We start from the raw sequence: 20,582 nt of genomic DNA, 5'->3' as shown, positions 1-20,582 counted from the left end.
GTGCCAGTCAGGCCGATCCAGGGGAGGGCGCTATGACGGAGACAGGGTTCGAGAAGGTACCGGCGCGGGACCGAAAGAGGTTCCCCGGTATCTCCTCAAGGGCGTACGAACATCCGGCGGACCGCTCGGCGCTGGTCGCGCTGCGCAAACTGAGCGGCTTCGACACGGTGTTCAAGGCCCTGAGCGGGCTGCTTCCGGAGCGCAGCCTGCGGCTGCTGTTCCTGTCGGACTCGGTGCGGGTGGGCGAGACGCAGTTCCCGCACCTGTACGAGATGCTCCGCGACGCCTGTTACATCCTGGACCTGGAGAAGGTCCCGCAGATGTACGTGCAGCAGGACCCGAAGCCGAATGCCATGTGCATCGGGCTGGACGAGCCGATCATCGTGGTGACGACGGGCCTGGTCGAGCTGCTCGACGAGGAGGAGATGCGGGCGGTGGTGGGCCACGAGGTGGGCCACGCGCTGTCGGGTCACGCCGTGTACCGCACGGTCCTGCTGTTCCTGACGAGTCTGGCGCTGAAGGTGGCGTGGATCCCGCTGGGCAATGTGGCGATCACGGCGATCGTGACGGCGCTGCGGGAGTGGTTCCGCAAGTCGGAGCTCTCCGCGGACCGGGCCGGGCTGCTGGTGGGGCAGGACGTGCACGCCTCGATGCGGGGGCTGATGAAGATCGCGGGCGGCAACCACCTCCACGAGATGAATGTGGACGCCTTCCTGGCCCAGGCCGAGGAGTACGAGGCGGGCGGCGATCTGCGGGACTCCGTGCTGAAGATCTTGAACATGCTGCCCCGGACGCATCCCTTCACCACGGTGCGGGCGGCCGAGCTGAAGAAGTGGTCGGAGAACCGCGACTTCCAGCGGATCATGGACGGCCACTACCCGCGGCGGGACGAGGACAAGGACACCTCGGTGACCGATTCCTTCCGGCAGTCCGCCGCGCACTACGCCGACTCGGTGCGTACGAGCAAGGATCCGCTGATGAAGCTCGTGGGCGACATCGCGGGCGGCGCGGGCGACCTGGGGGGCAAGCTCCGCGACAAGTTCACCGGCGCCGGTACGGGTTCCGGTGGCGGCCCGGAGGGCAAGGGCGGGGCTACGGAGCAGGGCTGACCGGGCTGACCGGGCTGACCGGGGTCGCCACCGGGCCCGCGGGCTGCGCGAGCACGCCGCACAGTCCGGTGGCGCGCCGCGGTTGGCCGCTGGCGTACGGGTCGCTGGCGGCCGGGCCCACCGTGGTCGGGCCGGCTCCGGCCAGGAGCGGGCGGAAGCCCACGGCCGGGTCGTCGGAGCAGGCCTGCGGTCCGGCCATCACATAGGCCGAGACCAGCTCGGTCCGCCGGGCGCCCAGGTCCTCCCGGTCGAAGCGCAGCCGCAGCTCGCGCCGGACGGTGAAGAGCGAGGCGCCGTCCGCCGCGGCCGGGGCTCCGGTGGCAGGGCGTACGGCGTACACGAAGGTGTGGTCGGTGGTCACTTCCAGCATGTCGGGGGTGACCTCCTGGAAGGTGAGGGTGCCGCTCACACGGACCCGGGAGTCGGCCACGACGGCGGTACCCGGGTCGAAGCGGACCAGCCAGCCGGTGGCCGCGTGCCGGCCGTCGCCGGAGGGCGTGGTCATGCTGTGGTCGAACTGTGCCAGCTGGTCGGGGTCGAGCAGGACCCGTACGGGCCGGGAGGCGGTGCCGGCCAGGATGTCGGGGTCCAGGGAGGACTGCACCAGGTAGTCCTTGGCGATGGACAGCGCGGCGACGACCTGGGCGTCGGTGAAGTGGTGCGTACGGCGTACGGCGGGCAGGGTGATTCCGGCCGCCCCTACGCGGTACTCGGCGGCGGGGCTCTGCGCGTACAGGTCGGCGGGCCGCCCGCCGGGCACGGCGGAGCTGGGCGCGAGCGGGACGACGGTGCTGCTGAGCGGCTCGGCGGGGCCGCCGGGCGGCGGCACGTACGGGTTGCGCAGCCCCAGGTAGACGGCGGTGGCGAAGGCCGTGGCGATGAGCAGCACGAGCAGCATGCCCTGGCGCGCGCCACGGCCGGGGGTGCTGGTCCGGGAGCGGGAGCCGCCGTTCGACCAGAGGGAGCGGCTGCGGACGGCCCGGGCGTGCTCACCCATGCGTTCCTGTGCGGAGTACTCCTGAAGGCGGGCAGCCCGGACGAAGTCCTCGTCGAACACCACCGAGCGGTACTCGTCCGACCGGAATTCGTCGTCACCCCCGCCGATGCCCTCCGGGGTGCCGTTGGGTGGATCTCCTGGCACGGCCATCGCTTCTCCCCGCTGTCCCCGCTTCAGAGAAGCCCCCAGCTCCTGCGTATGCGCGTGGGGTCGTACCTTCAGGGTTGGCGGTCGGAGGGGTACGTAAACGCGCCGACGCCGGTGACTTCCCTCAGGGGGGTGCTGGCGGGCGCCGGGGCGGGCTCCGCCTCGCCCGCGGCGCTGCGGTAGACGGCACTGAAGGCGAGCGCGACCATGCCGAGGCCCATCACGAAGGCGAGCACCCAGGCGACGGGACGAAGCCAGGGCGAGCGGCCGCGGTAGGGACGCAGAGTGCCGCCGTAGGCCCCGTAGGGGCCGTCGGCACTGCCGTGGCCGCGGTCGTACTCCCAGCCGTCGTCGTCGTGGCCGTACCCGTCGGGATGGCCGTAACCGTAGCTGTCGTAGTCGTCGTCGCCCGTCCAGCCGCCGGCGACCGCGCGGGCGGCTTCGGCCTCCGCGCGTGCCCGGTCGGCCGCCCGCTGGCGCTCGGCGGCGCTCGGTTCATGGATCTCGGCGTTCCGGACGAAGGCCTCGTCGAACACCACGGAGGCGAAGTCCTTGTCCGCGCCTCCGCGGTCGTCGTCGGGCTCCCCGTCGTCCGGGAACGGCTTGCCCCCCACGTCGTCCGGCACAGGACCAGCGTAGACCTGGGGGGCTGCTTTGGGCAGGGTGTGCGCCGAAATCCGGCCACACCGTGTTCAGCCCGCGACTACCGGATGTGACCGTCGCCGGTGACGATGTACTTGGTGGAGGTCAGTTCGGGCAGGCCCATCGGGCCCCGGGCGTGCAGCTTCTGGGTCGAGATGCCGATCTCGGCGCCGAAGCCGAACTGGCCACCGTCCGTGAACCGGGTGGAGGCATTCACGGCAACGGTGGTCGAGTCGACCAGCTGGGTGAAGCGCCGGGCGGCGGCCTGCGAGGTGGTGACGATGGCCTCGGTGTGGCCGGAGGTCCAGCGGCGGATGTGGGCGACGGCGTCGTCGAGGGAGTCCACGACGCCGGCGGCGATGTCGTAGGAGAGGTACTCGGCGGCCCAGTCCTCGTCGGTGGCGGGCAGGGCGGTGGCCTTGGTGCCCTCGGCGGCGGCGAGCACGCGGGCGTCGCCGTGGACGGTCACGCCGGCGTCGGCGAGGGCGTCGAGGGCGCGCGGCAGGAAGGCATCGGCGATGTCGCGGTGGACGAGGAGGGTTTCGGCGGAGTTGCAGACGGAGGGCCGCTGGGCCTTGGAGTTGATGAGGATGTCCACGGCCATGTCCAGGTCGGCCTGGGCGTCGACGTAGACGTGGCAGTTGCCGGTACCGGTCTCGATGACCGGGACGGTGGACTCCTCGACCACGGTCTTGATGAGGGAGGCGCCGCCGCGCGGGATGAGCACGTCGACGAGGCCGCGGGCGCGCATCAGCTCGCGGACGGAGTCGCGGGACTCTCCGGGGACGAGCTGGACCGCGTCGGCGGGCAGGCCGGCGCTCTCGACGGCATCGCGCAGGATGGTGACGAGCGCGGTGTTGGAGGCGTAGGCGGAGGAGCTGCCGCGGAGCAGGACCGCGTTGCCGGACTTGAGGCAGAGGGCGGCGGCGTCGACGGTGACGTTGGGGCGGGCCTCGTAGATGATGCCGACGACGCCGAGCGGGACGCGGATCTGCCGGAGGTCGATGCCGTTGGGGAGGGTGCTGCCGCGGACGACCTCGCCGACGGGGTCGGGGAGGGCGGCGACGTCCCGTACGTCGGAGGCGATGGCGGCGACCCGCTCCGGGGTCAGGGTGAGGCGGTCGATGACGGTCTCGCTGGTGCCGGCCGCCCTTGCCTTGCCCGTGTCCGTGGCGTTGGCCTCGATGATCTCGGCCGTACGGGCCTCCAGCGCGTCGGCGATCGCCAGCAGGGCCGTGTCCTTGGCGGACCGCGGGAGGGGGGCGAGGGTGGCGGCCGCCGTGCGGGACCGCTGCGCGGTGGCGAGGACGGGCGAGGTGGCGGCATCGAGCGAGGTCATGCCGCCCAGGGTAATCCCCGGCCGTGCCCCGGCCGACGGGGTTTCACCCCGCGAGACGGCCGTCGCGGCCTGCGCTGGGGCGGGGCCTGTCCCCACCCCGCCCCTCCCCGAAACCGGGCTCCGCCCGGACCCGGTCCTCAAACGCCGGACGGGCTGAATGAACTGGCGCTCCGCCCCGGACCCTCCCCCAGACTCCGTCCGGGGGGACCCCCACGCCTCAAACTCCGGCGGGGCTGGAAAGGGCTCCGCGCGTTCAATAGGGGTGCACGCCTACCGGGTGGGCCGGGGGTGGGCCGTAGCCCTCTGCCACACGTTGGTGGTAGGTGGCGCGGTCGATGACCTCCAGGCCGACGATCTCCCAGGGCGGGAGCTGCGCCGAGGAGCGGTGTTCGCCCCACAGGCGCAGGGCGACGGCCGCCGCGTCGTGGAGGTCGCGGGCCTCCTCCCAGTAGCGGATCTCCGCGTGGTCGTCGGCGTACCGGCTGGTCAGCAGGAAGGGGTGGTCATGGGCCAGTTGTTCCAGCCCGCGCCGGACCTCGGACAGCGGCGCCGGTTTGCCGGAGACGCTCAGGGTCACGTGCCACAGGCGGGAGTCGTGGTCCTGCTCATCCCCGCCACCGCCGCCGTCACCGTCCCCCGGCCCGACGCTGGTCAGCGCTCGTCTCACCAGCCGCCTCCTGTCTCCGCCGCGCGTGTCCGCCCGCCTCTCACAGTTGACCAGTCCCCGGGCCGCCGCGCGGCGGTTTTACCGAACCTCAGCCCTGGAGCAGGACGAGATCGTCCCGGTGGACGACCTCCCGCTCGTACGCGGGTCCGAGTTCCCGTGCGAGCTCGCGGGTGGAGCGGCCGAGGAGCTGCGGGAGTTCCTTCGCGTCGAAGTTGACCAGTCCCCGGGCGACCGCGCGGCCGTCGGCGGCCCGCAGTTCCACCGGGTCCCCGGCGACGAAGTCGCCCTCGACCGCCGCGATGCCCGCCGGCAGCAGCGAGCTTCCGCGCTCCGTGACCGCGCGCACCGCGCCGTCGTCGAGGACGAGGTGTCCCTGCGGGGTCGATGCGTGCTGGAGCCAGAGCAGCCGGTCCGCCGAGCGGCGCCCGGTGGAGTGGAACAGGGTGCCCGTCCCCCGGCCGGCCAGCGCGTCCGCGGCCTGGCTCGCGGAGGTCAGGACGACCGGGATCCCGGCGGCCGCCGCGATCCGCGCCGCCTCGATCTTGGTGACCATGCCGCCGGTGCCCACGCCCGCCTTGCCCGCGCTGCCGATGGAGACGTGCGCGATGTCCTCCGGTCCGCGGACCTCGTCGATGCGGGTGGTGCCGGGCTGCGACGGGTCGCCGTCGTAGAGGCCGTCCACGTCGGAGAGGAGGACGAGGAGGTCCGCGCGGACGAGGTGGGCGACCAGGGCCGCCAGGCGGTCGTTGTCGCCGAAGCGGATCTCGTCCGTGGCGACGGTGTCGTTCTCGTTGACGACGGGCAGCGCGCCCATGGCCAGCAGCTGGTCCAGGGTGCGGTACGCGTTGCGGTAGTGGGCGCGGCGGCTGGTGTCGTCGGTGGTGAGGAGCACCTGGCCGACGCGGACGCCGTACCGGGCGAAGGAGGCGGTGTACCGGGCGACGAGCAGTCCCTGCCCGACGCTGGCGGCGGCCTGCTGCCGGGCCAGGTCCTTGGGGCGGCGGCGCAGGCCGAGCGGGGAGAGCCCGGCGGCGATCGCTCCGCTGGAGACGAGGACGATCTCCTTCTCCCCGCCGCTGCGGGCCTTGGCCAGGACGTCCACCAGTGCGTCCACCCGGTCGGCGTCGAGTCCGCCGGCCGCGGTAGTCAGGGAGGAGGAGCCGACCTTGACCACGATCCTGCGGGCGTCCACGACACCTTGCCTAGCCGCTGACACGTCTGTCCCCTTGCCCCTTGCCGAAATGCCTGCCACCTCAATCTACGGGGTGGCGGACAGCGGCCGCTCAGGGGTTTCAGACCGTGGACGAGGTCCTGGCCGGCTCCGGCTCCGCGGCCCGGGCGGCGCCCGGGACGAGGATCTTGCGGGAGAGCAGGAAGGTGAACGGGATGGCCACGACCGCCGCGACCAGCGGGGCGATCCGGGTGTCCATCCCGGCCCAGGTCACCAGGGCGTAGAGGCCGGCCGACTGGATGACGTAGTTCGTGACGTTGGTCAGCGGGAAGAGGAGGAACTTCTTCCACGTCGGCCGCGTCCGGTAGGTGAAGTAGGTGTTCATGAAGAACGAGCCGACCATCGCGAGCACGAAGGCGAGGGAGTAGGCGGCGAAGTACGGCATCCACGGGTGCAGGAGCAGGTAGATGCCGAAGAAGGTGCCGGTGTTGACCCCGCCCACGAGGGCGAAGCGGAAGATCTGGCCGAGCTGGTCCTTGCGGCTCATCGTGTGCTGCGCTCCGTGATCGTCGGCTCTGCCACGCGCGGCGCCCGGTCGGCGCGCGGGAGCGGGTCGGCGCCGTGCGCTTCCTTCACCAGGAAGTGCGGGCGGCGCTTGGTCTCGTAGTAGATGCGGCCGATGTACTCGCCGATGAGACCCAGCATGATCATCTGTACGCCGCCGATGCCGGCGATCATCGCGACCAGGGTGACGTAACCGGGCGAGTCGACGCCGTGGGTCATCGCCATGATCGTGATCCACAGGGCGTACAGGCCGGTCAGCGCGACCAGCGACACGCCGAGCCAGATCCCGATCCGCAGCGGCCTGTTGTTGAAGGAGATCAGGCCGTCCATGCCGTAGTTCAGCAGGGAGCCGAACTTCCACTTCGTCTCGCCGGCCTCGCGCTGCGCGTTCTGGTAGTCGAAGTGGACGGTGTCGAACCCGATCCAGGAGAACAGGCCCTTGGAGAAGCGGTTGTACTCCGGCAGTGAGAGCAGCGCGTCCACGGCGGGGCGCGAGAGCATGCGGAAGTCGCCGACCCCGTCGGTGAGTTCGACGTCGACCCAGCGGTTCACACCGCGGTAGTACAGGCGGCTGAGCGCGGAGCGGAGCTTCTTGTCGCCCTCGCGCGTGCGGCGGGCGATGATCTGGTCGTGGCCCTGCCGGTAGAGGTCGAGCATGGTCGCGATGAGCTCCGGCGGGTGCTGCAGGTCCGCGTCCATGATCACGACGGCGTCGCCGGTGGCCTCGCGCAGGCCGGCGAGCATGCCGGCCTCCTTGCCGAAGTTGCGGCTGAACGAGACGTACCGGGTCTGTTCGCCGTGCTCGGCGGCGATCTTGCGCAGCTTGCCGAGGGTGCCGTCGCGGCTGCCGTCGTCGACGTAGCAGACCTCGTACTCGACGGGGAGGGCGTCCAGGACCCTGCGGATCTCGACGTCGAAGCTGTCGATGACGGCCTCTTCGTTGTAGCAAGGGACAACTACGGACAGCTTCGTCATGAACACTTCCTGCTGGGTCCGAACGGGTGATTGTCGGCGACCGGACCCGCCACTCACCTCTTCCTTAGAAGTATGCACGGCGAGAGTCGGCCTGCCTGAGTCGAGGGCGGCACGCGGTAGCGTGGACGAGATAAACGGAATGAGCTGAACGAAACGCAACGAAACGAAGGGATCGAGGTGCACGTGCCCGACGTCTCCGTGGTCGTCATCGTCTACAACGACGCAGAGCGTCTGTCGACAGCAGTCCAGTCGGTTTTGGACCAGACCCTGCACGGGGTCGAAGTCGTGATCGTCGACGACTGCAGCAAGGACCGCTCGTACGGGGTCGCCCAGGAACTGGAGGCCGCGCACCCGGGGAGAGTGCGCGCTTTCCGCCTGCCCGAGAACAGCGGCGGCTGCGGCGCGCCCCGCAACCACGGCATCCAGCAGGCCACCGGCAAGTACGTCATGTTCCTGGACAGCGACGACGTACTGGAGCGCAACGCCTGCCGGAACATGCTGGACGCCGCCGAGCGGACCGGCTCCGACCTGGTCTCGGGCATGTGCGTACGCGTGCACCTCGACAACCGGTGGGGCAAGACCACCGAGTGGTACCCCTGGATCTACTCGCGCACCCGCACGCTGGAGTCGATCACCGAGTTCCCCGACCTGCTGGTCTACGACACCCTCTCCACGAACAAGTGCTACCGGCGCGCGTTCCTGCTGGAGCAGGGCCTGGAGTTCCCGGTCGGCATCCACTACGAGGACCTGCTGTTCTCCGCCCAGGCGTACGTGGCGGCCCGCCGCATCACGCTGATCCCGAACCACGTCTACTTCTGGAACGTGGTCGAGAAGGCCGCGGCGAAGTCGATCAGCAACCGGCGCCACGAGATCGCGAACTTCGTCCACCGGATGGAGATCCACCGCCGGGTCGACCAGCTGCTCGCGGCCAAGGGCCACACGGACATCAAGTCCGCGAAGGACGCCAAGTTCCTCAAGCACGACCTGGTCCTGCACCTGCGCGACCTGCCTCTGCTGAGCGACGCGTACCGGCAGGAGTTCGCCCGCCTCGCCAACGGCTACCTCGCCGGCATCGACCCGGCCGCGTACGAGAACGTCACGTACCTCCAGGCCATCTGCGCCTATCTGCTCGGCAAGGAGGACTGGGACAACCTGCTCCCGGCCGCCGACGCCATGACCAACAAGGGCCGGCTCTCCTCCCCGCTCGCCGAGCGGGACGGGCGGGTCTACTGGTGCGCTCAGCACATCGACAGCCCCGACACCGCCGAGGCCGCCGAGGCCCGCCGGATACTGGACGTCACCGAGCAGGGCTTCCACACCGCCCCGCTCGCCTCGCTCCAGCTGGGCAACCGTCTCACCTCGTACGAGGACGACGGGCGCGGCACCGTCACGCTGTCCGGCGCCGTGGTGAACCCGCTGGGCCGGATCGCGGCCGACGCGGAGCTGAAGGCCTCGCTCGAATTCCGGGCCCGCCGGCAGATCGGCGTGCGTTCGTTCAGCTTCCCGGTGGCAACCGTGCGTCACGCCGGTGACACGATCGAGTGGTCCGGTACCGCCGACGTCGGCAGCACCGTCCGCCCCCTCGGCATCATCGACGCCGTCTGGGACGTCCGGCTGAAGCTGACCGCCGGGAGCGACCGGGTCACCACCCGCGTCTCGGTCGGCGGTGTCGACCTGGAGTCGGCGGCCCGCCTGCGCGTGCGGCCCCGGCTGACCCGGCTGGTCTCCGACCGCTTCGAGCCGGAGGTCACCAAGAAGGGCAACCTCTCCTACGTCCTGACCGCCGAGAGCGCCGCCGCCGTCCGTACCCAGAGCCTGATCAACAACGCCATACAGGGCAAGGCGGCCAACGTGGTCAAGCGGGGCCTGCGCAAGGCCCTGCGGGTCCGCCGGAGCATGGGCTCCGGCGAGCAGAAGGTGAAGCTCTACCACGAGGTCTTCTCGAAGCTGCCGATCAAGAAGGGCACGGTCGTCTTCGAGAGCCACATGGGCAAGCAGTACAGCGACAGCCCGAAGGCGATCTACGAGGAGCTGGTCCGCCAGGGCGCCCCGTTCGAGGCGATCTGGTCGTACGCGGGCGCCAAGCCCACCGGCTTCCCCAAGGAGGCCACCCTGGTGCGGCGCTGGAGCTGGCCGTACCTGCGCGCCCTGGCCCAGGCCGAGTACTGGGTCGACAACCAGGGCTTCCCCCTGGCCCTCGCCAAGCGCCCGGGAACCACGTACATCCAGACCTGGCACGGCTCCGCGCTCAAGCGGATGGGGTTCCACGAGCCCCGCACCAAGGCGCAGGGCCGCGCGGGCCAGAACCGCTTCCAGGCGGCCGTCGACCGCTTCGACCACTTCCTGATCCGCTCGGAGCACGACGCGCGGACCCTCGCCAAGGGCTTCCGGCTGCGCGACGAGGTGCTGCTGCGCACGGGCTACCCGCGCAACGACGCCCTCGTCGAGGCGCACCTCGGTGAGGCGGACAGCGGTGAGCGGGTACGCGGACCGCTGGCGGCCGAGCTGGGCATCGACCCGGACAAGAAGGTGCTGCTGTACGCGCCGACCTTCCGGGCCGGCGCGGACGGCGCGGTCGAGGGCTTCAGCTTCCCGTTCGACGTGGAGGAGTTCGCCGACCGGCTCGGCGACCGCTTCACGCTGCTGGTGCGGACCCACTACCTCAACAGCGTCTCGCTGCCGCCGTCGGTCGCGGGCCGGGTCATCGACGTGTCCCGGCACCACGACATCACCCCGCTGCTGGCCCTCGCCGACGGACTGATCACCGACTACTCGTCCGTGATGTTCGACTACGCGGTCCTGGACCGGCCGATGGTGTTCTTCGCGTACGACTACGAGAAGTACGCCAACGACATCCGCGGCACCTACTTCGACCTGAAGGAGAAGGCCCCGGGCCCGGTGGTGGCGACGGCGGACGAACTCCTGCAGGCGCTCTCCGCCTTCGAGGAGGCCGACGCCAAGTTCGCGGAGGCGCGGCAGCGTTTCCTCACCGAGTTCGGCGAGTACGACCGCGGGGACGCGGCCCGCCAGATCGTCGAGAAGTTCTTCACCAGGAGCGGCAAGTGAGCCAGCAGACCGCCACCCCGGGCGGCCGTGACATCTTCCTCGTCTCCAACAACGTCGACGAGCTCGGCGGCGTGACCACCTGGTCGCACCAGATGGCGCGGCTGTTCACCGAGCGCGGGCACAAGGTGCACATCGTCGGCATCGCCCCGGTCGCCGAGGAGATCCGGCAGAAGCTCCCGCAGGACCTGCCGTACGAGATGACCACGCTGTACGACGCGCACCCGCCGGCCGCGCGCCGGCTGCACGGGATCAAGGGCCGGCTGAACGCGCCCGAGCGGCGCCGCCAGGCGGCCCGCCGGGCGGGGATGCGGGCCAAGGCGGAGAAGCTGAGCGAGCTCTTCCGGGACGCGCGCCCGGGCGGCGTCGTGATCGTCACCCAGGTCTGGGCGATGGAGTGGGTGGCCCTCGCCGACACCAAGGGGCTCAGCGTCATCGGCATGAGCCACGAGTCCTTCGAGGCCAGCCGGAAGTCCACCCGCGGTGAGCGGGTCCGCCGCCACTACCCCGAGGTCGACCGGCTGCTGGTGCTGACGGCCGAGGACGCGGACCTGTGGATCCGGGCGGGCATGGAGAACGTCGGGAGCATGCCGAACCCGCTGCCCTTCATGCCGGACTCCCCCGCACCGCGCACGGAGAAGGTCGTCGCGAGCGTCGGCCGCCTCGCCTTCGAGAAGGGCGTGGACCTGCTGCTCGACGCGTGGGCCGACGCCGCCCCGCACCACCCCGAGTGGGTGCTGCGGATCTACGGGGCGGGCCTGGAGGAGCCGGCCCTGCGGGCGCACTGCACCTCGCTGGGCCTGGACGACTCCGTGGAGTGGATGGGCAGCACCGACGACGTGCTGGGCGCGCTGCGCGGAGCCTCCGTCTTCGCGCAGGCCTCGCGCGCCGAGGGGTTCCCGATCACGCTGCTGGAGGCGATGGCGGCGGGCGTGCCGGTGGCCGCCTTCGACTGCGCGCCAGGCGTACGGGAGATCGTCGAGCACGGCGAGGACGGGCTGCTGGCCCGGCTGGGCAACACGATGGAGCTGGCCGGGCACCTGGACGCGCTGATGTCGGACCGAGAGCTGCGCGACCGGCTCGGCGACACCGCCTTCCAGTCGGTCAAGCGGTACTCCAGCGCCGAGATCACCGACCGGTGGGAAGCGCTGTTCTCCTTCCTGGAGCGCTGAGCACCCCACGGCCACGACGAAGCCGCCCGCCCCGGACAGGTCCGGGGCGGGCGGCTTCGTCGTGGGCACCTTGGGGATCAGGGCTTGTGGACGTCCTTGTGCGCGTCCCGGTGAGCGTCCTTGCGAGCGGCCTTGTCGGCCTCCCAGCCGGCCCATGCGGAGGTGACCATCTCGCGGACGTCGTGCCGGGCCTTCCAGCCCAGCTCGGCGGTGATCTTGTCGGCCGAGGCCACGACCTTCGCCGGGTCGCCGGCGCGGCGCGGAACGACCACCGGCGGGATGTCGTGACCGGTGTGGGTGTTCAGGAGCTCGACCATCTCGGCGACCGAGACGCCCTCGCCGCGCCCGATGTTGACGGTGAGGTCCTTGTACTCCCCGGCCGCGGCCCACTCGGCGAGCTTGCGGGCCGCCGCCACGTGAGCCTCCGCGAGGTCCTCGACGTGGATGTAGTCGCGGATGCAGGTGCCGTCCGGGGTCGGGTAGTCGTTGCCGAAGATCTTGGCGCCCTGGCCCGCGTCGTAGCGCTCGAAGACCATCGGGACCAGGTTGAAGACGCCGGTGTCGGCGAGCTCGGGGGTCGCGGCGCCCGCCACGTTGAAGTAGCGCAGGCAAGCGGTGGCGATGCCGTGGGCCTTGCCGGCGGCGCGGATCAGCCACTCGCCGGCCAGCTTGGTCTCGCCGTACGGGCTCAGCGGCGCGCACGGGGTGTCCTCGGTGACCAGGTCCACGTCGGGCATGCCGTAGACGGAGGCGGAGGAGGAGAAGAGGACGTTGCGGATGCCCGCGTCGGCCACGGCCTGGAGCAGGACCGTGAGGCCCTGCACGTTCTCGTGGTAGTAGTACAGCGGCTTCTCGACGGACTCGCCGACCTGCTTCTTGCCCGCGAGGTGCACCACGCCGGTGATCTTGTGCGCGCGGAAGGTCTTCTCGAGGATCAGCCGGTCCAGGACCGAGCCGACCACCAGCGGTACGCCCTCGGGGACGCGGTCCTCGTTGCCCGTGGAGAGGTCGTCGAGGACGACCACCTTCTCGCCCGCGAGCAGCATCGCCCGGACGACGTGCGCGCCGATGTATCCGGCGCCACCGGTGATCAGAAACGTCATGTGTATCTCCTGGTCCTGTCCGACTTCGGTGTGAAAGGTGTGAGAGGGCCCTCAGCCCGTCCCGCGGCCTGCCCGGGCCCGGCGGAGGCGGTTGCGTACGAGGTACAGCGCGCCCTCGGCGCCGGGCGCCAGGCGCAGCGCGAGGGCGCCGGCCCCCGTGCGGTACGGCTGCGCCAGCAGAACACCGTACCGGCTGCTGGGCAGGGCCCGGCGGCGGAGCAGCCGGCCCCGGGGGCGCAGGGACGTGAACACGGAGGTCCCGTCGGCGCACTCCACGCCCACCCCGACGTTCCACGCCTGCATCCGGCGCAGCCCCTGGCGGCGGCCCGTGGCGGCCAGGTCGGCGAGGCGGAAGGGCAGCAGCGCGACCCAGCCGCCGTTGCGGTCGGGGCGCAGCTCCACCGGCTGGGCGAGGACCGGGTCGCCGCCCGCGCGGGGCAGGAAGCGCAGCTGCGCGGTGCGCGGGCCGGCCTCGGCGAGGCGGCCGTACAGGTCGTGCACGCGGATCCGGACGGCGGCCCGGCCGGCCGGCTCGGCGTCGACGGTGACGGGCAGCCCGGCCGTCGGCAGCGTGGCCAGGCCGTCGAGCGGGACCGGGAGCTCCTCGCTCCACACCGGCGTCCCGCCGGCGTCGGCCGCGTACGGGGGCAGCAGGCGCGGCGGCTCGGCGGCCAGCCGGGTGAGCCGCTCGATGTCGGCGGGCGGGGTCGGGGTGGCGCGCAGCAACGCGACGATCCAGCGGGCGTGGGCCGCGGCGGACTCGATGTCGGCCTCGGCGAAGGTGTCGACGTACTCGCGGGTCAGGTTCCACCAGGCGGCCTGGTAGTCGGGGTCCTTGCCGAGCTCGCGCAGGTACATGCGCAGGTCGTACTCCAGGAACTTCACCTGGCAGGCGCTGCCCAGCGCCGGGGAGGCGGCGGCGAGGGTCCGGGAGGCCGTGCGGTGGGCCTCCACGCGGGCACGCCAGTTCGAGACGTCCTTGCGGTCCAGGGAGATCGACACCTGGGCGGCGCTGCGGCGCACGTGCCAGACGTACACGAGGTCGCCGATGACGGCGATGCGCGGGGCGGCGGCCAGCACCCGGGCGGTGAAGGCGAAGTCCTCGTAGACGAACCGGCCGTCGGGGAAGCGCAGGCCGTGCTTCTCCAGGAAGGCGCGGTCGTACAGCTTGTTGACGCAGAGGGTGTCCCGGACCAGCTCCGGGCGGTCCGCCGGGCGCTCGATCACGTCGCCGGGGGTGTAGAGCCCCGGCATCCACGGCACGTCGTGGTGCTGCGGCAGCTCGCGCCGTACGGCGGCGCCGACGGTCACCTGCGCGCGGTGCTCCTCGGCGGCGCGCACCAGGGCCTCGGCCGCGCCCGATGGCAGGATGTCGTCGCTGTCGAGGAACAGGACGTACGGGGCGGTCGCGACGGCGATCCCGTCGTTGCGCGGGGTGCCGCACCCCCCGCTGTTCTCCGTACGGTGAACGACCTTGAGGCGGGGGTGTACGGCGGCCAGCTCGTCCAGCACCCGCGCGGTGCCGTCGGACGAGGCGTCGTTCACGGCGATGACCTCGGCGACGACCGGGCCCTGGGCGAGAGCCGAGGAGACGGCCTCGCCCACGAGCCCGGCGTCGTTGTACGCGATCACCACGACGGAAACGGTGGGGAGGTTGGTGCTGTTCACCCGAAGGATCCTAGGCGACCCGCGTAAAGACGCCTTCAAAGCCGCCCGGGTGCCCTCCGGGGAAACGGGACTAGAACGGCCGGAATTCGTCGTACTCCTGCTGCGCCGAGTCCCCGCGCTTGGCTTCCTTCTCCTTGCGGCGCGTCGTGGCCGGGCGCGGAGCCTCCAGGCGGTGGTCCTCGCCGCGGCGGCCCAGCATCTCGGCGCCGGCCATCATGGTCGGCTCCCAGTCGAAGACGACCGCGTTCTCGTCGGATCCGATGGCCACGCCGTCGCCGGCGCGGGCGCCGGCCTTCTTCAGCGCCTCCTCGACACCGAGGCGGTTGAGGCGGTCAGCGAGGTAGCCCACGGCCTCGTCGTTGTTGAAGTCGGTCTGGCGGACCCAGCGCTCGGGCTTCTCGCCGCGCACGTTGTAGACGTCCTCGGCCTCGTCGTAGGTGACGGTGAAGCCGGCGTCGTCCACGGCCTTCGGACGGATGACGATGCGGGTCGCCTCCTCCTTCGGCTTGCGGGCGCGGGCCTTGGCGATGACCTCGGCGAGGAAGTAGGAGAGCTCCTTCAGACCCGTACGGGCGACCGCGGAGACCTCGAAGACCTTGTAGCCGCGCGCCTCCAGGTCCGGGCGGACCATGTCGGCGAGCTCCTGGCCGTCCGGGATGTCGACCTTGTTCAGGACGACGAGGCGGGGGCGCTTCTCCAGGCCGCCGCCGTAGAGCTTGAGCTCCTCCTCGATGACGTCGAGGTCGGCGACCGGGTCGCGGTCGGACTCCAGCGTGGCGGTGTCGAGCACGTGCACCAGGACCGAGCAGCGCTCGACGTGGCGCAGGAACTCCAGGCCGAGGCCCTTGCCCTGGCTGGCGCCCGGGATCAGGCCCGGGACGTCGGCGATCGTGTAGACGGTCGAGCCGGCCGTGACGACGCCCAGGTTCGGGACGAGGGTGGTGAAGGGGTAGTCCGCGATCTTCGGCTTGGCGGAGGAGAGCACCGAGATCAGCGAGGACTTGCCGGCGCTCGGGAAGCCGACCAGCGCCACGTCGGCGACGGTCTTGAGCTCCAGGACGATCTCGCCGGTGGTGCCGGGGACGCCGAGGAGCGCGAAGCCGGGCGCCTTGCGGCGGGCGGAGGAGAGCGCGGCGTTGCCGAGGCCGCCGCGGCCGCCCTCGGCGGCGACGTAGGTGGTGCCCTGGCCGACGAGGTCGGCGAGGACGTTGCCCTCCTTGTCGAGGACGACGGTGCCGTCCGGCACGGGCAGGACCAGGTCCTGGCCGTCCTTGCCGGAGCGGTTGCCGCCCTCGCCGGGCTTGCCGTTGGTGGCCTTGCGGTGGGGGCTGTGGTGGTAGTCCAGCAGGGTGGTGATCGCCTGCTCCACCACCAGGATGACGTCGCCGCCACGGCCGCCGTTGCCGCCGTCGGGGCCGCCGAGCGGCTTGAACTTCTCCCGGTGAACGGAGGCGCAGCCGTGGCCCCCGTTACCCGCGGCGACATGCAGCTCGACGCGGTCCACGAAGGTGGTCATGGTTGTTCCTCCAGTTACATGCGGGAATGTCCCGGGCAGGCCTTGCCGCCCATTAAACGTCTGTACGTACCAACGCGCCGAGGGCGGACCTCTCTTCCCGGCTTGCGCCGGAAAGAGCTGAGATCCGCCCTCGGGAAGTTACGAACGCTTGATCAGCCGAAGCTGGATCAGGCGGCCGGAACGATGTTGACGACCTTGCGGCCACGGTGCGTGCCGAACTCGACGGCACCGGCCTGCAGCGCGAACAGCGTGTCGTCGCCACCGCGACCGACACCCGAACCCGGGTGGAAGTGGGTGCCGCGCTGGCGGACGAGGATCTCACCAGCGGAGACGACCTGACCGCCGAAGCGCTTCACGCCGAGCCGCTGGGCATTGGAGTCGCGCCCGTTCCGGGTGGACGATGCGCCCTTCTTGTGTGCCATGTCTCAGTCCCTCTTACTTCGCAGCCGCGGGGATACCGGTGACCTTGATCGCCGTGTACTGCTGGCGGTGACCCTGGCGACGGCGGTAGCCGGTCTTGTTCTTGTAGCGCAGGATGTCGATCTTGGCGCCCTTGTGGTGGTCCACAATCTCGGCCGTGACCTTGATGCCGGCCAGGACCCACGGGTCGCTGGTCACGGCGTCGCCGTCGACAACGAGCAGGGTCGAGAGCTCGACCGTGTCGCCAACCTTGGCAGTGGAAATCTTGTCAACCTCAACGATGTCACCAACAGCAACCTTGTGCTGGCGACCACCGCTGCGCACGATGGCGTACACGCGGATCTCTCTCTCACTCGGGGCGGATGCTCCTGAAGCCAGCCGCTCAGTCGGGCCGGGGCCCGCACTGATCCGGAATGGACGAGCGGCCTCTCCCGTACGACGCTTGCGCGTACGCGGCGGGAGGAAGGTGCTCAGGAGCGCGGCGCACAGAACGGTATTCGTTCAAGACACGCCGACGGTCTAGGTTACGGGGCCGGTTCCTAGGGGTCAAACCGGGCCCCGCACGGCCGTGGGCCCCGCCTCGCGGCGGGGCCCACGGTCACGGAGCGGATCAGGCTTCGGTCGGAGCCGAGACGGAGGGCAGCGTCTGCTGCTCGGCCGCCGCGGTCTTCTTCGTCGCCCGCTTCGCCGCGGTCTTCTTGGTCGTGGCCGCCTTCTTGGCCACGGTCTTCTTGGCCGCCGTCGCCTTCTTGGCGGTGGTGGCCTTCTTCGCCGCGGTCGCCTTCTTGGCCGGAGCCTTCCTGGCGGCCTTCTTGGCCGGAGCGGCCTCCTCGGCCGGGGCCTCCGGCTCCGGCTCGCTCACGGGGGCCTCCACGACCACCACGGCGGCCTCCGTCGCACCTGCCGGGGAACCGGCGGGTGCGGTGGCCTTACGGGTGGCACGCCGGCGCGGACGGGCCGGCGCGGCCTCCGCCACGGGGGCCTCCTCGACCGCGGCGACGACCGGCTCGGGCTCCGGCACGACGACCGGCTCCGGCTCGGGTTCCGCCACGACGGCCGGCTCCGGGGCCACCTCGGCCGCGGGGGCCGGGGCACCCGCCGGGGCGGTGGCCTTACGGGTTGCGCGGCGACGGGTACGGCCCTTCGGCGCGGCCTCCTCGACCGGGGCGGCCTCGACCGTCTCCACGGCCTCCACGGCCTCGGTGACGACCTCGGCGGCCGGCTCCAGGACGGTGTCGGCCGGCTCGGCGACCGGCTCGGCGACGACCTCGGCCACGGGGGCCGGTGCCTGCGCCGGAGCGGCCGCACCGCGCGGGGCGCCCGCCGGAGCGGTCGCCTTGCGGGTGGCACGGCGACGGTTGCGACGGCCGCTCAGGCCCGCCGCGGCCTCCGCCTCGGCGGGGCTGCTGTACAGCTCCTCGTCCGCGACGAACTCGGGCTCGGGCAGCGCCCGCGGCGCGGCGGCCTCGGCGGCCACCTCGGCCTCGGACTCGAACTCCACGTCGACGGTCTCGATCTCGTGCTCGTGCTGGTCGAACTCCGCCTTGCCGCCGCGGCGCTTGGAACGCTTGCCGTTGCCGCCGCCGCCGATCGCGGTCGGGGTCTCCATGTGCACGATGACACCGCGGCCGTTGCAGTGGACGCAGGTCTCGGAGAAGGACTCCAGCAGGCCCTGACCCACCCGCTTGCGGGTCATCTGGACCAGGCCCAGCGAGGTGACCTCGGCCACCTGGTGCTTGGTCCGGTCGCGGCCCAGGCACTCCAGCATGCGCCGCAGGACCAGGTCGCGGTTGGACTCCAGGACCATGTCGATGAAGTCGATGACGACGATGCCGCCCAGGTCGCGCAGCCGCAGCTGGCGCACGATCTCCTCGGCCGCCTCCAGGTTGTTCCTGGTGACGGTCTCCTCGAGGTTGCCGCCCTGACCGGTGAACTTGCCGGTGTTGACGTCGATGACGATCATCGCCTCGGTCTTGTCGATCACAAGCGAACCGCCCGAGGGCAGCCACACCTTGCGGTCGAGCGCCTTGGCGAGCTGCTCGTCGATCCGGTACGTCGCGAAGACGTCGACCTCGGAGGTCCAGCGGGACAGCCGGTCGGCCAGGTCCGGGGCCACGTGGTTCACGTAGCCGTGGATGGTCTCCCAGGCACCGTCACCACTGACGATGACCTTCGAGAAGTCCTCGTTGAAGATGTCGCGCACGACGCGGACGGTCATGTCCGGCTCGCCGTACAGCAGGCTCGGCGAAGAGGTCGAGATCTGCTTCGACTTCTTCTGGATGTCCTCCCACTGGGCCTGCAGACGCTCGACGTCGCGGCGCAGCTCGTCCTCGCTCGCGCCCTCGGCGGCGGTGCGCACGATGACGCCCGCGTCCTCGGGGACGATCTTCTTGAGGATGGTCTTCAGGCGCGCGCGCTCGGTGTCGGGCAGCTTGCGGCTGATGCCGGTCATCGAGCCCTCGGGCACGTAGACCAGGTAGCGGCCGGGCAGCGAGACCTGGCTGGTCAGGCGGGCGCCCTTGTGGCCGATCGGGTCCTTGGTGACCTGCACCAGGACCGACTGGCCGGACTTGAGGGCGGACTCGATGCGGCGCGGCCCGTTGGCCATGCCGAGCGCCTCGAAGTTGACCTCACCGGCGTACAGGACCGCGTTGCGGCCCTTGCCGATGTCGATGAACGCGGCCTCCATGGACGGCAGCACGTTCTGGACCTTGCCCAGGTAGACGTTGCCGACGTACGAGGTGGCCTCTTCCTTGTTGACGTAGTGCTCGACGAGCACGTTGTCCTCGAGGACGCCGATCTGGGTGCGCTCGCCGGCCTGGCGGACGACCATCACGCGCTCGACGGCCTCACGGCGGGCCAGGAACTCGGCCTCGGTGATGATGGGCACGCGGCGGCGGCCCTGCTCGCGGCCTTCGCGGCGGCGCTGCTTCTTCGCCTCCAGGCGGGTCGAGCCCTTGATGGACTGGACCTCGTCGGACGGCTCGGCCTTCTCACGGGCCGGGCGCGGCTCGCGGACCTTGACGACGGTGCGTACGCCGTCCTCCTCGGCCGCCTCGGCGGACTCGGTGGCGGTGTCACCGCTGCGACGGCGACGGCGACGGCGACGACGGCTGGAGCTGGAGCCGAGGGCCTCTTCGGACTCGTCGTCCTCTTCCTCCTCCTCGGCGGCCTCCTGCTCGGCGGCCTCGGCCTCCGCCTCTTCCTCGGCGGACTCGTCGAGGTCGGCGGACTCGCCACGACGGCGGCGACGGCCACCGCGACGGCGGCGGCGCGAGGGGCGCTCGCCCGACTCGTCGCCCTCCTCGAACTCGGCGGACTCCTCTTCGAGCTCGGCCTCGGGCTCCTCCTCGGCGAGCACCTCGGGGAGGGAGACCGGCGCGGACTCGGCGACCGGGGCGGCCTCGGCGGCGCCGCGCCCACGGCGACGGCGGCGGCCGGCGGGCTGCGGGGCGGGGGTCTGGACGACCTCGGCCTCGACCTCCGTCTCCTCCTCCTCGACCTCGTCGGCCGGGGCGGCGGCGCGGGCGGCCGCGGCGGCCATGGCCGCGGTCTCGGGGGTCTGGAACATCGGCTCGGCGAAGACCGGGGCCTGGAAGACGGCCACGGCGGGACGCGCGGCGCGGCGGGCCCGGGCCGGGGCGGCGGGCGCCTCGGTCTCGGCGGCGGCGGGCTGCGCGGGGGCGGCCGGGGCGGTGGTGGAACGGGTGGCGCGGCGGCGGCCGCCGCGCTTCGGGGAGTCCAGGGCGTCGGCCACGGTGAAGGCGCGGGCGGCGGCCTTGGGGGCCTCCTCGGCCTCGGCGGGGACCTCGTCCTCGACGGGGGCCGGGGCGGCCGGGGCGGCGACGGCGCGGGTGGCACGGCGGCGGGCACGCGGAGCGGGAGCGGCCGGAGCCTCCTCCTCGACCACGGGCGCGGCCTCCGCGACCGGAGCCTCGACGACCTCGGCGGCTGCTGCGGCCTCGGCGGCCGGAGCGGCGACGGCGCGGGTGGCACGGCGACGGGCACGCGGAGCCGGAGCGGCCGGAG

The 20,582-nt window shown here is 71.8% G+C and carries 16 protein-coding genes; 3 read left to right on the top strand and 13 right to left on the bottom strand.

All coding sequences use genetic code 11. The features are described 5' to 3' along the window. Positions 1–32: 32 nt before the first annotated feature. Complete coding sequence (locus tag ACGFYQ_RS01845) at positions 33–1,109, top strand: M48 family metallopeptidase (protein ID WP_393738860.1); 1,077 nt, start codon at positions 33–35, stop codon at positions 1,107–1,109. On the opposite strand, the gene ACGFYQ_RS01840 is transcribed toward ACGFYQ_RS01845, so the two are convergent. The 7 genes from ACGFYQ_RS01840 to ACGFYQ_RS01810 all read right to left on the bottom strand — a co-directional run bounded on the left by ACGFYQ_RS01840 (position 1,093) and on the right by ACGFYQ_RS01810 (position 7,611). Beyond that, positions 1,093–2,256: a hypothetical protein gene (locus ACGFYQ_RS01840; protein WP_393738858.1), complete on the bottom strand. Its 1,164-nt coding sequence runs from the start codon at positions 2,254–2,256 to the stop codon at positions 1,093–1,095. The genes ACGFYQ_RS01845 and ACGFYQ_RS01840 overlap by 17 nt on opposite strands. 68 nt (positions 2,257–2,324) lie before the next feature. Beyond that, positions 2,325–2,879, bottom strand: coding sequence for a hypothetical protein (locus ACGFYQ_RS01835; protein ID WP_393738856.1), 555 nt, complete (start codon positions 2,877–2,879; stop codon positions 2,325–2,327). Between the two features lie 77 nt (positions 2,880–2,956). Then, positions 2,957–4,234 (bottom strand): glutamate-5-semialdehyde dehydrogenase, encoded by a 1,278-nt coding sequence (locus ACGFYQ_RS01830; protein WP_393738854.1) that lies wholly within the window; start codon positions 4,232–4,234, stop codon positions 2,957–2,959. Between the two features lie 253 nt (positions 4,235–4,487). Continuing rightward, a complete protein-coding gene (locus ACGFYQ_RS01825) occupies positions 4,488–4,955 on the bottom strand; it encodes a hypothetical protein (protein WP_393739694.1) in 468 nt (155 codons plus the stop codon). Between the two features lie 34 nt (positions 4,956–4,989). Continuing rightward, entirely contained in the window at positions 4,990–6,117 is a 1,128-nt protein-coding gene (gene proB, locus ACGFYQ_RS01820; protein WP_393738852.1) for a glutamate 5-kinase, read from the bottom strand. Positions 6,118–6,193: 76 nt separating this feature from the next. Continuing rightward, positions 6,194–6,619, bottom strand: coding sequence for a GtrA family protein (locus ACGFYQ_RS01815; RefSeq protein WP_393738850.1), 426 nt, complete (start codon positions 6,617–6,619; stop codon positions 6,194–6,196). Next, positions 6,616–7,611 (bottom strand): glycosyltransferase family 2 protein, encoded by a 996-nt coding sequence (locus ACGFYQ_RS01810; RefSeq protein ID WP_393738848.1) that lies wholly within the window; start codon positions 7,609–7,611, stop codon positions 6,616–6,618. The genes ACGFYQ_RS01815 and ACGFYQ_RS01810 overlap by 4 nt, the downstream gene beginning before the upstream one ends. Positions 7,612–7,788: 177 nt before the next feature. On the opposite strand from ACGFYQ_RS01810, the gene ACGFYQ_RS01805 reads away from it, so the two are divergent. After that, positions 7,789–10,677: a CDP-glycerol glycerophosphotransferase family protein gene (locus ACGFYQ_RS01805; RefSeq protein ID WP_393738846.1), complete on the top strand. Its 2,889-nt coding sequence runs from the start codon at positions 7,789–7,791 to the stop codon at positions 10,675–10,677. Then, positions 10,674–11,846, top strand: coding sequence for a glycosyltransferase (locus ACGFYQ_RS01800; RefSeq protein ID WP_393738844.1), 1,173 nt, complete (start codon positions 10,674–10,676; stop codon positions 11,844–11,846). Before ACGFYQ_RS01805 ends, ACGFYQ_RS01800 begins: the two co-directional genes overlap by 4 nt. 77 nt (positions 11,847–11,923) lie before the next feature. On the opposite strand, the gene galE is transcribed toward ACGFYQ_RS01800, so the two are convergent. From galE to ACGFYQ_RS01770, 6 genes are all read right to left on the bottom strand, one after another. Beyond that, positions 11,924–12,949 (bottom strand): UDP-glucose 4-epimerase GalE, encoded by a 1,026-nt coding sequence (gene galE / locus ACGFYQ_RS01795; RefSeq protein WP_393738842.1) that lies wholly within the window; start codon positions 12,947–12,949, stop codon positions 11,924–11,926. 51 nt (positions 12,950–13,000) lie between these two features. Further along, positions 13,001–14,617, bottom strand: coding sequence for a glycosyltransferase family 2 protein (locus ACGFYQ_RS01790; protein ID WP_393738840.1), 1,617 nt, complete (start codon positions 14,615–14,617; stop codon positions 13,001–13,003). Positions 14,618–14,687: 70 nt separating this feature from the next. Next, on the bottom strand, positions 14,688–16,133 hold the full coding sequence (gene obgE / locus ACGFYQ_RS01785) for a GTPase ObgE (protein ID WP_393738838.1): 1,446 nt from the start codon (positions 16,131–16,133) through the stop codon (positions 14,688–14,690). 167 nt (positions 16,134–16,300) lie between these two features. Continuing rightward, on the bottom strand, positions 16,301–16,555 hold the full coding sequence (gene rpmA, locus ACGFYQ_RS01780) for a 50S ribosomal protein L27 (protein ID WP_048480572.1): 255 nt from the start codon (positions 16,553–16,555) through the stop codon (positions 16,301–16,303). A 13-nt stretch (positions 16,556–16,568) separates the two neighbouring features. After that, positions 16,569–16,889, bottom strand: coding sequence for a 50S ribosomal protein L21 (gene rplU, locus ACGFYQ_RS01775; RefSeq protein WP_030715748.1), 321 nt, complete (start codon positions 16,887–16,889; stop codon positions 16,569–16,571). Between the two features lie 274 nt (positions 16,890–17,163). Then, positions 17,164–20,582: ribonuclease E/G (locus ACGFYQ_RS01770; protein WP_393738835.1), on the bottom strand; the 3,419-nt coding region annotated here is incomplete at its 5' end.

The organism is Streptomyces sp. NPDC048258, assembly GCF_043201995.1.
In the GTDB taxonomy this organism is placed as follows: domain Bacteria; phylum Actinomycetota; class Actinomycetes; order Streptomycetales; family Streptomycetaceae; genus Streptomyces.
This window is presented reverse-complemented; position numbering and strand designations above follow the sequence as displayed.